This is a genomic window from Streptomyces sp. NPDC101219, from assembly GCF_044767675.1.
Classification (GTDB): Bacteria; Actinomycetota; Actinomycetes; order Streptomycetales; family Streptomycetaceae; genus Streptomyces.
This window is the reverse complement of the sequence record NZ_JBIWOK010000027.1, coordinates 45,226-57,977: the sequence shown is the minus strand read 5'-3', so window position 1 is coordinate 57,977 and position 12,752 is coordinate 45,226. Positions and strand designations below refer to the sequence as shown.

The window sequence follows — 12,752 nt, the reverse complement described above, 5'->3', positions numbered from 1 at the left end:
TTGCCGGACGCGGTGGCATAACCGAAGCCGAACGTCTTGTCGAGGAACGCCCACAGAAAGACGAACCCCATCAACACCCGCACCGAGGCCAGGACGTAGGCCCGTGCGGTGAGCGCGCCGGCCTCCGCCGGCACAGCCGCCTCCGGCGCGGAAACCGCGCGGTCGCGGCGGAACGACGGCAGGTGAAAACCCGAACCACGGTGCGTGGACTGGTGCACGGCCATGACAGTGACTCCTTCGGACGGACTCCGGCTTGCTTCCCGACACCACCCACTCTCCCGGCTCCCGCCACCCCGCACCCGACGCCGAAGGTCCGCGCCCGAGGACTCAACAGCCCCAATCCCCAGGGACCATCGGCCACCACCGACAGACGGAGCCGAACGGCACTGCGACGACGCCCGAGCTCTCACGCACGCGCGAACGCGAGCCGATGCCGGGAAGGGTCATCCACCAGCCCGGCCGGCCTCGGACGTGGGTGGGAAGGAGACCCGACGAGCTCCACGACCCTTGACGCCCCAGTCCCGGCGCTTCCGTCTCGATGCCGGCACCCGCACCGTGCGGACCGGCGCCGCCGCGGGCCGGGCACTTGCGCCAGAACGATCCGGTGGGCCGCGCCGTGCACCTGTCCGTGGGCTGCGCGGTCCTCGTTCGGTGATCCGGCTCGGGTACGGCCTTGAAGGGCCCGCTTCACCGTGGCCCGGTCGTGGAGGGCGAGGTGTGATCGTGCACCGCGCGGTCCCGTCGGCAACGCACGCGACCTGGTGGCATCCTGCCTGCGGCACGCCCCGGCCGGCACGACATCAGCCGGGGCTCTGCAGAAGTACGGCGCTGTGGACCCGTCTGCCGGGCCGGTCGGCCCACATCGACATGTCCGTGCTTCTTCCCGCGCGGCATCTCCCCGCCGTCCGGAGCGCACCCGGCATGCACCTGGATCTCCGGAGCCCGGGCCAACGTGCTGCTCACCGTGCAGTGGGAGACCACCGCGCGCGACGCGATCAGCCGCTCGTCGGGCAGGGACGGGCGCGGACGATCACCGACAGGGCGGCGACCCGCGCGGGTCGGTCGTCGGCCATGCGGAAGCCCACTCGGACGGTCGGACCGTCCCGGCTGAGGCCGTGGCGGTCCAGGTACCGGCCCGGGTGGTGCGCGGCGCAGGAGGCGACGGACGCGACGGACAGTTCCAGAGGAATGCGCACTGTGAGCGGATGGCCCCGGTGAGCGGCCGACCTCGCTGCAGCGCTCCTGAGGAGTCGCCGGAGGACGTCCGCTCGCCGGCGCCGTGCGTCACGAGGCGGGCCGGCCGCCCTCCGCGTCGGCCGAGGACTGCTCCAGCGGGGCGTGCCAGACGAGCCGTGTCCCCCTTCCTCCCGGACTCTCCAGCTCCATGTCGCCGCCGAGCTTGCGTGCCCGCTCGGCCATGTTGGTCAGACCGCTGCGGCGGCCTCCGGCCGGGACACCCACGCCGTTGTCCGTCACCGTCAGGCGGACCTGCTTGCCGTCGGTCTCCAGCACGACGTCGGCGCGGTCGGCGCGGGCGTGCCGGGCGACGTTGGACAGGGACTCGGTGAGGACGGCCAGGACGTGGTCGGCGGTCTCCGCGGGAACGTTCGTGTCGAGCAGGCCCTCCATGCGGACGCTGGGGGCGAAGCCCAGCATCGGGGTGGCCTCGCCGACCGCGCGCACCGCGCGGGAGCGCAGGCCGGGAGCCGTGTCGTCCGTCCGGGAGCGCAGGCCGAAGATCGTCGACCTGATGATCTTGATGGTCTCGTCGAGGTCGTTCACGGCCCGCTGGACCCGGTCCGAGGCCCCTTCGTGCTGGATGAACCGGTCGGCGCTCTGCAGCGTCATGCCGGTGGCGAAGAGCCGCTGGATCGCCAGGTCGTGCAGGTCGCGGGCGATCCGGTCGCGGTCCTCCAGCAGGGCGATCTGCTCGGCGTCCTCGCGGCGTTCCGCCAACTCCATGGCGACGGCGGCCTGGGCGGCGAAGACCTCGAGCGGCTCGGTCTCCTTCTCGGAGAACTCAAGGCCCCCCGACTGCCGTACCAGCAGCACCACACCGCGGGTCTCGTCGCCCGAACTGACCGGCACGGCGACGGCCGGCCCGAACCCTTCGAAACGCGGAGGTCCGGCCGAGGCCCGGAAGTCACGTGAGACGTCCGGGCTGCTGACAGGGGTCCGCTGAACGAACGCCTGCCCGATGAGCGTGCCCTCCACGGGCAGAACGACCCCGCGCCATACGTCGGCCTCCTGGCCGATCGCGAGTTCCACGACGAGTGTCTCCGTCCCGCTCACCGGCATGGCCACCACGCTCAGGGCGGAGGCGGTGATCTCCTTGGCCCGCTCGGCGATCAGCGGCAGCACCCCGCCCTGGTCCGCGCCGGACATCAGAGTGTGGGTGACCTCCGCGTTCACCTGAAGCCAGCGTTCGCGCAGCCGGGACTCCTCGTACAGGCGGGCGTTGTCGATGGCCACGCCGGCCGCCACGGCCAGGGTGGCCAGCACCGATTCGTCGTCCTCGTCGAACTGCTGCCCGCCGCGTTTCTCCGTCAGGTACAGGTTGCCGAAGACGTGGTCCCGCACCCGGATGGGAACCCCGAGGAAGCTGTTCATCGGCGGGTGATGGGCCGGGAAGCCATAGGAGGCGGGGTGGTCGGAGAGTCTGGCCAGGCGCAGTGGCTCGGGGTGGCGGATCAGTTCGCCGAGGATGCCGTGGCCCTCCGGGTAGGGGCCGATCCGCGCGATCTGTTCCTCGTCGACGCCCACCGTGTGGAAGGCCGACAGCCGCTCGCCGTCGGGGCCGATGACGCCGAGCGCCGCGTACTCCGCGTCGACCAGCGCCGCCGCCGCCTCCACGATGCTGTAGAGCGCCTGCTCCAGGTCCAGTTCGCGACCGACCGACAGCACGGCCTCCAGCAGGCTGTGCACCCGGTCCCGGGTGCCGCGCGCCGCGTCCAGCCGGGCCTGCAGTTCCTCCAGCAGTTCGTCCAGCCGCAGTTGCGGCAGTCGTACCCGCGCCTCGCGAGCTTCTTCGGCGTTCTCCAACGCTGATCCTCCAACGCCCCACCGCATGCCGGCAGCCGTACCGTTCACCTGCCACGGTATCGGCTCGAACAGGGAGACGATATGGGATCAGCGCCGGCGTGCGGGCCGCGGTGGGCGGCGTTGATCCCTCCGCGCGCGCCGCCCGGTCCGAGGACCACGATCAGGTCGGTCAGCGAGCCGTCCTCGACCGGTACGCGCACGGCGCTGCCGTCCGGCGTGCCCGCCGGCTCCGGCAGGAACAGGCCGACAGCGCGGGCCGAAGCCGATGGCGGGGGACGGGTACGTCGCCGACCGGCGGCCACGACTCCTATGGGGCTTCGGACCGCGTCCGGTCGCGTGCCTGGGTGGCGATGACGGCGGCCTGGACGCGGCGTTCCACACCGAGCTTGGCGAGCAGCCGGGAGATGTGGTTCTTGACCGTCTTCTCGGCCAGGTACAGCCGCTGGCCGATCTGCCGGTTGGTCAGCCCTTCGCCGATCAGGTCCAGGATCTCGCGTTCCCGGTCGGTCAGCCCCGGCAGGACGTCCGGCTCCTCGGCCGGCTGCTGTCCACCGCCCCGCAGCCGTGTCATCAGCCTGGCCGTGGCGCTGGCGTCCAGCAGCGACTGGCCGCGGGCCACCGTCCGCACGGCCGAGATCAGGTCCGAGCCCTGGATCTGCTTCAGCACGTATCCGGCCGCGCCCGCCATGATCGAGTCCAGGAGCGCCTCCTCGTCGTCGAAGGAGGTCAGCATCAGGCAGGCCAGGTCCGGCATCTTGGACCGCAGTTCACGGCAGACGGTCACTCCGTCCCCGTCGGGCAGGCGCACGTCGAGGACGGCCACGTCGGGGCGCAGGGCGGGGACCCGGATCAGTGCCTGCTCCACCGTCGCCGCTTCTCCGACCACCGTGATGTCCGGTTCGTCGTTCAGCAGGTCGTGCACTCCCCGCCGTACCACCTCGTGGTCGTCCAGGAGGAAGACCTTGATCGGGCTTCCCGTGCTGTCGCCCTGCTCGGTGTGCGCCATCGCATGCTCCTCGTGGTGCCTCGGTCTCCGTCGAACTCCCCATCCTGCCAGGGCGGCCGAGGTCCAGGGGCGGTCGGTCCCGTGCCCGCCCGCCTCAGTGGGCCGCGAGGCCGCGTCCACGGAACTGAGCCCGTACCCGGTCCACGAGCGCCGCGTCGGGGACCGGAGTGTCCCGCAGGGTGAAGGGGATACCCAGGGCGTCGTACTTGGCGGCACCGAGCTTGTGGAACGGCAGGATGTCGACCCGCTCGACGCTGCCCAGGCCGGAGAGGAAGCCGGCGAGTCCGTCGACGGCGTCCTCGTCGTCGGTCCAGCCGGGCACCAGGACGTACCGGATCCACACGCGCTTGCCCAGCCGGTCGAGGCGGGTGGCGAAGTCGAGGGTGGGGGCGAGGTCTCCGCCGGTCAGCTTCCGGTAGGTGCGGGCGTCGAAGGACTTGACGTCCAGCAGCACCAGGTCGGTGTCGGCGAGGAGTTCGTCCGTGGCGCGGGTGCCGAGGAAGCCGGAGGTGTCGAGCGCGGTGTGCAGTCCGAGCTCCTTGCAGCGGCGGAGGATCGCGGCGGTGAAGGCCGGCTGGAGGAGGGCCTCGCCGCCGGTGAGGGTCACTCCCCCGCCGGCGGTGGTGACGAAGGCCCGGTACTTCTCGATCTCGGCCATCGCCTCGTCGACGGTGGCCGGTTTCCCGTCCCGCATGTGCCAGGTGTCGGGGTTGGCGCAGTACAGGCAGCGCAGGGGGCAGCCGCTGAGGAACAGCACGAACCGGGTCCCGGGACCGTCCACTCCCGTGGACAGGTCCCAGGAGTGGATCCGGCCCGTGACCGGCTCGACTGTGGTGCTCACAGCGATCCGTGGAAGGTGCGGCTGATCACGTCGAGCTGCTGCTCGCGGGTCAGGCGGACGAAGTTGACGGCGTATCCGGAGACCCGGACCGTCAGCTCCGGGTACTTCTCCGGGTGCTCCATGGCGTCCTCCAGGGTCGCCCGGTCCAGCACGTTGACGTTCATGTGGAAGCCGCCCGAGGACATGTAGGCGTCGAGGATGCCGACCAGGTGACCCGCTCGCTCCTCGGGGACGTGGCCGAGGCCCTCCGGGGTGATGGTGGTGGTCAGGGAGATGCCGTCCCGCGCCGCCTCGTAGGGGAGCTTGGCCACCGAGAGAGTGGAGGCGGCGACGCCGTGCTGGTCGCGGCCGTTCATCGGGTTGGCGCCGGGGGCGAACGGGGCGCCCGCGCGCCGGCCGTCGGGGGTGTTGCCGGTGTGCTTGCCGTAGACCACGTTGGAGGTGATGGTCAGCACGGACTGGGTGTGCTCGGCGTCGCGGTAGGTGGGGTGCTTGCGCACCTTCGCCATGAACGACTCCACCAGGTCGACGGCGAGTGCGTCGGCGCGGTCGTCGTTGTTGCCGTAGGCCGGGAACTCGCCTTCGGTCTCGAAGTCCACGGCCAGTCCCGTCGCGTCGCGGAACACCTTCACCCGCGCGTGCTTGACCGCGGACAGGCTGTCCACGGCGACGGACAGGCCGGCGATGCCGCACGCCATGAAGCGGTGCACCGGATAGTCGTGCAGGGCCATCTCGATGCGCTCGTAGGCGTACTTGTCGTGCATGTAGTGGATGACGTTGAGCGCGTCCACGTACGTCCGCGCGAGCCAGTCCAGCACCCGGTCGTACGCGGCCGACAGCTCGCCGTAGTCCAGGTACTCCCCGGTCAGCGCCGGCATTTCGGGGGCGACCTGTTCGCCGGTCATCTCGTCCCGGCCGCCGTTGACCGCGTACAGCAACGCCTTGGCCAGGTTGACGCGCGCGCCGAAGAACTGCATCTGCTTGCCGACCGCCATCGCGGAGACGCAGCAGGCGATCGCGGTGTCGTCGCCGGTGCGCGGGCGCATCAGCTCGTCGGACTCGTACTGGACGGCGCTGGTGTCGATGGACACCTGCGCACAGAACTCCTTGAAGCCGGCCGGGAGCCGGGGCGACCACAGCACGGTCAGGTTCGGTTCCGGGGCCGGGCCGAGGTTGTACAGGGTCTGCAGGAAGCGGAAGGAGGTGCGGGTGACCAGCGTGCGTCCGTCGGCCCCGAGGCCGCCGATGGACTCCGTCACCCACGTCGGGTCGCCGGAGAACAGGGCGTCGTACTCGGGGGTGCGCAGGAAGCGCACGATCCGCAGCTTGATGACGAAGTCGTCGATCAGTTCCTGGGCGCGGGACTCGTCGAGGAGCCCTTCGTCCAGGTCCCGCTGGAGGTAGACGTCGAGGAAGGTGGAGGTGCGGCCCAGCGACATCGCCGCGCCGTTCTGCTCCTTCACCGCGGCCAGGAAGCCCAGGTAGAGCCACTGCACCGCCTCGTGCGCGGTGGCGGCGGGACGTGAGACGTCGCAGTCGTACGCGGCGGCCATCTCGGTCAGCTCTCCCAGCGCCCGGATCTGCTCCGCCAGTTCCTCACGGTCCCGGATGACGTCCGGGCCGGAGGGCCGCGCGTCCAGCAGGGCCCGCTCGGCGCGCTTGGCCTCGATCAGCCGGTCCGTGCCGTACAGCGCGACCCGCCGGTAGTCGCCGATGATCCGGCCCCGGCCGTAGGCGTCCGGCAGCCCGGTGATGATCCCGACCTTGCGGGCGGCCCGCATCTCGGGCGTGTAGGCGTCGAAGACGCCGTCGTTGTGGGTCTTGCGGTAGTTTCCGAAAACGCGCGTGACGAAGGGGTCCGGCTTGTAGCCGTACGCCTTGAGTCCGTTCTCCACCATCCGCAGCCCGCCGTTCGGCATGATGGCCCGCCGCAGGGGGGCCTCGGTCTGCAGGCCGACGATCAGTTCACGGTCGCGGTCGATGTAGCCCGGCCGGTGCGAGGTGATGGTGGACGGGTTGCCCGGGTCGACGTCGAGGACGCCCCGGCGACGTTCCTCGGGAAACAGTGCGGCCACCTTGCCCCAGACCGCGAGCGTGCGCTCGGTCGGACCGGCCAGGAACGCGGCGTCGCCTTCGTAGGGGGTGTAGTTGGCCTGGATGAAGTCGCGCACGTCGATGCGCTCACGCCACCCGCTCCCGGCGAACTGCCGCCAGGCGTCGGCGGTCCGGGGGCCGGCTGTCACCGTCGCGGTCATCTCAGGTCCTCTCCTCGAACGGTCTTGTCACTGTCGATCCTCGTCGTGCGGGATCGCGGCGAGGAGTGCCGGACAGGGCACCGGGCGGTCCCTTCCGCCCTCGGTCGGCCGGGACCTTCGGCCCCCTGTCCCGACAACAGCGCACCGCAGGACGGTTCCGTCGTGGGAAAGCCGGACAGCCGGGGAGGCGCGGTGCGCGTGCCCGACCGTGACGCCGCGGTGCCGGTGCCCCCTCGCGCCCGCCGGGGCCGGCACTGACCGGTGGGCCCCGGCGGGCCGGTGGCCGGCCGATGTGCCGCGCCACCTCAGTCGTGCGGGACGACGGCGACGGGGCATCCGACATGGTGCAGGACGGCGTGGGTGACCGGGCCCGTGTGGGCACCGACCCGGTGGTCGGCGGTACGGCGGCCCACCACGAGGAGGCCCGCGTTCCGGGTGGCCCGCACCAGTGCGACGGTGGCGCGTCCTTCGGTGACCGTCTCGGTCACGGGGACGGTCGGGTACTTCTCCCGCCAGGGGCGCAGCACCGCCGTCAGGGTGCGCTCCTCGTCCGCCAGCATCCGGGCCCGCGGCTGCGGGACGAGAGCCGGGCCCTCCGGGGCGACGGTCACCAGGGGCGCCGAGGCAGCGGGTGCGGGGCGGAACGGCGTCCGGAAGGCGTGGACCACCCGCAGGCCGGTGTCACGCCGGCGGGCGGCGTCGAAGGCGAACTCGATCAGTTCGTCGCAGGGACGGTCCGTCCGCAGTCCCAGGACCACCCGGCGGTAGGGCGTTGTCGGGATCTCCTCCGGGGCGACGCCGTCCGTGGCCGGCAGGTGCTCATCGGCGGCGCCCCGCCCCGCCCGGACCAGGACGACCGGGCGGGCGGACCGGCCGACGACGCGCTGGGACACGGAGCCCGTCACGAATCCGCTCAGGGCCCCGAGGCCGAGGGAACCGAGAGCCAGCAGGTCGGCGTCGGCCGAGGCGGCCAGCAGAGCGGTGACCGTCGCGTCGCACACGAGCCGGTCGGTGATCCGCAGACCCGGGTGGGCGGCACGGACACTGCGTACGGCCTCTCGCAGGAGCTGCTCGGCCCAGTTGTGCTCGTTGCTGTCCATGGGGATGTACGGCGCGGGACGGGCGTGGCGGTGCCAGGCGTGGACCACGGTGAGCCCGGTCCCCCGCCGCTGCGCCTCCTGCGCCGCCCAGTGCGCGGCGGCGAGGCCCTCGGCCGATCCGTCGACCCCCACCACGATGTCGTGCGGCATGACGTGTCCCCTCCCGGGTCGATGACTTCCGATGTCTTCGAGCGTCCTCCCGGCCGAGCGGGTGGTACACGGGTCGTACAGCCCCGGCGAGGCTCCCGAAGGTCCTTCCGGGACGGACGGTGCGAGCCGGGGCCGACCGGTCCCCCGGGCGGGACGGCCGGCACCTCGCGCCGGGCACGCCCCCGTCCGACGCTGGAACCATCACGCCCCCACGCTTGAGGAGCGCAACGTCATGGTCCGTTACGTGTACGACTTCACCGAGGGCGGCCGTGACATGGCCGACCTCCTCGGCGGCAAGGGCTCGAACCTGGCCGAGATGACCCGGCTCGGGCTCCCCGTGCCACCGGGCTTCACCCTCACCACCGAGGCGTGCCGCGCCTTCCTGGCCACGGGCAGCGAACCCGCGGGCCTGTGGGAGGAGGTCTCCGCGCACCTGTCGGCCCTGGAGGCGTCCGCCGGCCGGGTGCTGGGCCAGCCGGACGACCCGCTGCTGCTGTCCGTCCGCTCCGGCGCGAGGTTCTCCATGCCCGGCATGATGGAGACGATCCTCGACATCGGCCTGAACGACGACTCCGTCCTCGGGCTGGCCAAGGTCTCCGGCAGTGAACGCTTCGCCTGGGACTCCTACCGCCGTCTCGTCCAGATGTTCGGCGCCACGGTCATGGGCGTCGACTCCGCACGATTCGAGCAGGCCCTCGCCCGCCTGAAGGGGCTGCGCGGCGTCGAGGAGGACACGCACCTGGAGACGTCCGACCTGGCCGAGCTGGTCGAGACGTACAAGGACCTGATCCGCCTGGAGACCGGGGAGCCCTTCCCGCAGTCGCCCGCCGAGCAGCTGCGCCGGGCGGTGCTGGCCGTGTTCGAGTCCTGGAACGGCGAACGCGCCCGTCTGTACCGGCGGCGCGAGCACATCGCCGACGACCTGGGCACCGCCGTCAACGTGCAGCGCATGGTCTTCGGCAACCTCGGGGCCGATTCCGGCAGCGGTGTCGCCTTCACCCGCGACCCGGCCACCGGACGCCCCGGCCCGTACGGCGACTACCTGCCCGACGCGCAGGGCGAGGACGTCGTCGCCGGCATCCGCAACACCGTGCCGCTGGCCGAGCTGAAGCGCCTGGACTCCAGGTCCTACGACCGGCTGCGCGCGCACATGCGCACCCTGGAACGGCACTACCGGGACCTGTGCGACATCGAGTTCACGATCGAGCGCGGCACCCTGTGGATGCTTCAGACGCGGGTCGGCAAGCGCACCGCCGAGGCCGCGTTCGTGCTGGCCGCCGAACTGGCCGACGAAGGGCTCGTCACCCCGGACGAGGCGCTGGCCCGAGTGCACGGGGAGGGCCTGGCCCGGCTGATGTTCCCGCGCTTCGACACCTCGGCGACCGGCACCGCGCTCGCCCGCGGTGTCCCGGCCTCCCCCGGCGCGGCGGTCGGCACCGTGGTCTTCGACTCCGCCCAGGCCGTACGGCGCGCCGCGGCCGGCGAGAAGGTCGTCCTGGTCCGGCAGGAGACCACCCCCGACGACCTGCCCGGCATGATCGCCGCCCAGGCGGTCCTCACCAGCCGGGGCGGCAAGACCAGCCACGCGGCCGTCGTCGCCCGCGGCATGGGCAAGGTCTGCGTGTGCGGCGCCGAGGAACTCACCGTGGACACCGAGGCCCGCCGCTTCACCACTGCGGACGGCACCGTCGTCGAGGAGGGCACCGTCGTCTCGGTGGACGGCTCCGCGGGAGCGGTGTACCCGGGATCGGTGCCGCTGGTGGACTCGGCGGTCATCCGGTTCCTGGAGGGCGGCCGGGAGGACGAGGGCGCGCACCGCGTGGTCGACGCGGTGGCCCGGGCCCTGTCCCGCGCGGACACCGTCCGGCGCCTGGAGGTGCGGGCCAACGCCGACACTCCCGAGGACGCCGCCCGCGCCCGCCGGTTCGGAGCACAGGGCATCGGCCTGTGCCGCACCGAGCACATGTTCCTCGGCGAGCGCCGCAAGCTGGTCGAGCAGATGATCCTTGCGGGCACGGACGCCGAGCGCGACCGGGCCCTGGCAGACCTTCTCCCCCTTCAGCGGCAGGACTTCACCGGCATCCTGGAGGCGATGGACGGCCTGCCGGTCACCATCCGGCTGCTCGACCCGCCACTGCACGAGTTCCTGCCCGACCACACCGAACTGGCGGTGCGGATCGCCACTGTTCAGGCCCGTGACGAGGAACCGGACCCGCACGACGTCGAGCTGCTGACCGCGGTCAACCGCATGCACGAAGAGAACCCGATGCTGGGCCTGCGCGGCGTACGCCTGGGACTGGTCGTCCCCGGCCTGGTCGCCATGCAGGTGCGGGCCATCGGTGAGGCCGTCGCCGAGCGCCTCCTGAGCGGCGGAGATCCGCATGCGGAGATCATGGTCCCGCTCGTCGGGGACGTCCGGGAACTGCACCTCGTGCGCGAGGAGGTGCGGCGGGTGCTGGCCGAGGTCGCGCAGGCGTCCGGGGCCGGCGTCGACTGCCCGGTCGGCACCATGATCGAGCTGCCCAGGGCGGCCCTGACGGCCGGTCGGATCGCCGAGGAGGCGGAGTTCTTCTCCTTCGGCACCAACGACCTCACCCAGACCACCTGGGGCTTCTCCCGTGACGACGTCGAAGCCGAGTTCTTCTCCGCCTACCTCGACAAGGGCGTGTTCCCCACGTCGCCGTTCGAGACGCTCGACCGTGACGGGGTCGGCCGGCTGGTGGGCATCGCCGTCGCCGAGGGCCGCGCCACCCGCCCGGACCTCAAGATCGGTGTGTGCGGCGAGCACGGCGGTGATCCCGACTCGGTGCACTTCTTCCACACCGCGGGACTGGACTACGTCTCCTGCTCACCGTTCCGGGTGCCGGTGGCGCGGCTGGAGGCGGGCCGGGCGGCGCTGGAGGAGACCGAAGGGAGCGACAGCAGGTGAGGCCCTGGGCTCCTCGGCCCTGAGCCCAGGGGCCGAGGAGCCCCTCCCACCGGGTCGGTCGCCTCTGGGACACGGATGGCAAGCGCGGCAGTCTTGAGGTGTCGCAGAACGATCACAGGGAGTGGATCACATGACCGCCAAGGACATCGGTACCCGTGAGACCACCGCCACCGTGCGGGTGCGCGCCGACGGCAGGGTGGACGAGGAGTCCCTCGCCTATCTCCGCGAGAAGGTCGGCGCCGCCCTGGACCGGCCCGGACTGCCGCCCGTCAGCGGCGACGTGCGCATCGTCAGGGCCACGGCCCACCACATCGCACAGCCCTGGTCCGCCGGCGCCGAGATCCGGGTGGGCGGCGACCTCGTCGTCGTCCACGCCCGCGAGGCGACCGCCCGCGAACTCGCCGACCGGCTCCACGACCGGCTGCGCGCCGCCACCGAACGCGTCGCCCACCGAGGCGACACCACCCGCCGCACGGCCGCGCCGCCCCCGTGGCGCGGCGGCCCGCAGAAGTAGGCGCCGCACCGCGCCTGCCCGACCCGGCGGGAGGGCCGGAGCCAGCCACCGGCTCCGGCCCTGTCCGTCCGCGCCCGTGAAGGAGAATCCGCCATGACCGCTCACACCGTCGGTGAAGTGATGACCAGGGACGTCGTCCAGGCCCACCGGACGACACCGTTCAAGGAGGTCGTGCGGCTGCTCGACCACCACCGGATCAGCGGGCTGCCGGTGATCGACGCCGACGACAAGGTCCTCGGCGTCCTGTCCGGGAGCGACCTGGTACGCGTCCAGGCATACCGGCAAGGCTTCGCGCCTCCTCCCGCCCTCACGGCGGAGGACGTGATGTCGAGCCCCGCGATCACCGTGCACCCGGAGCAGACCGTGCCGGACGCGGCCCGGCTGATGGAGCGCCGTGGCGTCGAACGGCTGCCCGTGGTCGACGAAGCCGACCGCCTCATCGGCATCGCCACCCGCCGCGACCTCCTCCGGGTCTTCCTGCGCGCGGACGACGACATCCGCCGCCAGGTGACCGGGGACATCGTCGTCGGCACGCTGGCGCTGCCGTCCGACGCCGTCCTCGTCTCCGTGCGCGACGGTGTCGTCACCCTCGCCGGCCGTGTCGAACGGCGCAGTCAGGTGCCGGAGCTCATTCACGCCGCCTGGCGCCTCGAAGGCGTGGTCGGCGTGGTGAACCGCCTCACCTTCCACACCGACGACTGTGCGGCGGCCACCCCACCCGCTCGGGTCGGGAGCCTGTGAACGCGGCGGGCGCGGCCGTGCGGTGGCTCCGTCCGGCCCGGGCCGGCAGTCCCTGCCGGGCCGGGCCGGACGGACACGGAAGGGGCCCTTCGACGCCTCCTGCGGCAGGCGCTGTCGGAGAACAGTGAAGGCAGAGAGCGGCGCCGCCGTACACCGCGGCGGCCCCTGACGACG

10 protein-coding genes and 1 pseudogene are annotated in these 12,752 nt (G+C 72.3%); 3 read left to right on the top strand and 8 right to left on the bottom strand.

The genetic code is table 11. The annotated features are described in order from the left end of the window. The 8 genes and pseudogenes from ACIRPP_RS31690 to ACIRPP_RS31655 all read right to left on the bottom strand — a co-directional run. A pseudogene (locus ACIRPP_RS31690) lies at positions 1–224 on the bottom strand (hypothetical protein); the annotation flags it as partial. Between the two features lie 771 nt (positions 225–995). Next, a complete protein-coding gene (locus ACIRPP_RS31685) occupies positions 996–1,196 on the bottom strand; it encodes a hypothetical protein (protein WP_403650146.1) in 201 nt (66 codons plus the stop codon). An 88-nt stretch (positions 1,197–1,284) separates the two neighbouring features. Next, a complete protein-coding gene (locus ACIRPP_RS31680) occupies positions 1,285–3,042 on the bottom strand; it encodes a GAF domain-containing protein (RefSeq protein ID WP_403650143.1) in 1,758 nt (585 codons plus the stop codon). Positions 3,043–3,086: 44 nt separating this feature from the next. Then, a complete protein-coding gene (locus ACIRPP_RS31675; RefSeq protein WP_403650141.1) occupies positions 3,087–3,344 on the bottom strand; it encodes a hypothetical protein in 258 nt (85 codons plus the stop codon). Positions 3,345–3,349: 5 nt separating this feature from the next. Further along, positions 3,350–4,048, bottom strand: a complete 699-nt coding sequence (locus ACIRPP_RS31670) for a response regulator (protein ID WP_403650139.1) — start codon at positions 4,046–4,048, stop codon at positions 3,350–3,352. A gap of 94 nt (positions 4,049–4,142) precedes the next feature. Continuing rightward, positions 4,143–4,889, bottom strand: a complete 747-nt coding sequence (gene pflA, locus ACIRPP_RS31665) for a pyruvate formate-lyase-activating protein (RefSeq protein WP_403650136.1) — start codon at positions 4,887–4,889, stop codon at positions 4,143–4,145. Then, positions 4,886–7,144: a formate C-acetyltransferase gene (pflB, locus tag ACIRPP_RS31660; RefSeq protein WP_403650133.1), complete on the bottom strand. Its 2,259-nt coding sequence runs from the start codon at positions 7,142–7,144 to the stop codon at positions 4,886–4,888. Before pflB ends, pflA begins: the two co-directional genes overlap by 4 nt. A gap of 305 nt (positions 7,145–7,449) precedes the next feature. Next, entirely contained in the window at positions 7,450–8,394 is a 945-nt protein-coding gene (locus ACIRPP_RS31655; RefSeq protein ID WP_403650130.1) for a universal stress protein, read from the bottom strand. Positions 8,395–8,626: 232 nt separating this feature from the next. Between ACIRPP_RS31655 and ppdK the strand changes: the two genes are divergently transcribed. The 3 genes from ppdK to ACIRPP_RS31640 all read left to right on the top strand — a co-directional run bounded on the left by ppdK (position 8,627) and on the right by ACIRPP_RS31640 (position 12,578). Then, positions 8,627–11,323: a pyruvate, phosphate dikinase gene (ppdK, locus tag ACIRPP_RS31650; RefSeq protein ID WP_403650127.1), complete on the top strand. Its 2,697-nt coding sequence runs from the start codon at positions 8,627–8,629 to the stop codon at positions 11,321–11,323. 130 nt (positions 11,324–11,453) lie between these two features. Further along, positions 11,454–11,837, top strand: coding sequence for a hypothetical protein (locus ACIRPP_RS31645; protein ID WP_403650124.1), 384 nt, complete (start codon positions 11,454–11,456; stop codon positions 11,835–11,837). A gap of 93 nt (positions 11,838–11,930) precedes the next feature. Continuing rightward, positions 11,931–12,578, top strand: a complete 648-nt coding sequence (locus ACIRPP_RS31640) for a CBS domain-containing protein (protein WP_403650122.1) — start codon at positions 11,931–11,933, stop codon at positions 12,576–12,578. Positions 12,579–12,752: the final 174 nt, after the last annotated feature.

Excerpts from the sequence above, each read along its gene's own strand:
- ACIRPP_RS31645 (WP_403650124.1), top strand. The coding sequence starts at position 11,454 with ATGACCGCCAAGGACATCGGTACCCGTGAGACCACCGCCACCGTGCGG.
- ppdK (WP_403650127.1), top strand. The coding sequence starts at position 8,627 with ATGGTCCGTTACGTGTACGACTTCACCGAGGGCGGCCGTGACATGGCC.
- ACIRPP_RS31655 (WP_403650130.1), bottom strand. The coding sequence starts at position 8,394 with ATGCCGCACGACATCGTGGTGGGGGTCGACGGATCGGCCGAGGGCCTC.
- ACIRPP_RS31670 (WP_403650139.1), bottom strand. The coding sequence starts at position 4,048 with ATGGCGCACACCGAGCAGGGCGACAGCACGGGAAGCCCGATCAAGGTC.
- pflB (WP_403650133.1), bottom strand. The coding sequence starts at position 7,144 with ATGACCGCGACGGTGACAGCCGGCCCCCGGACCGCCGACGCCTGGCGG.
- ACIRPP_RS31640 (WP_403650122.1), top strand. The coding sequence starts at position 11,931 with ATGACCGCTCACACCGTCGGTGAAGTGATGACCAGGGACGTCGTCCAG.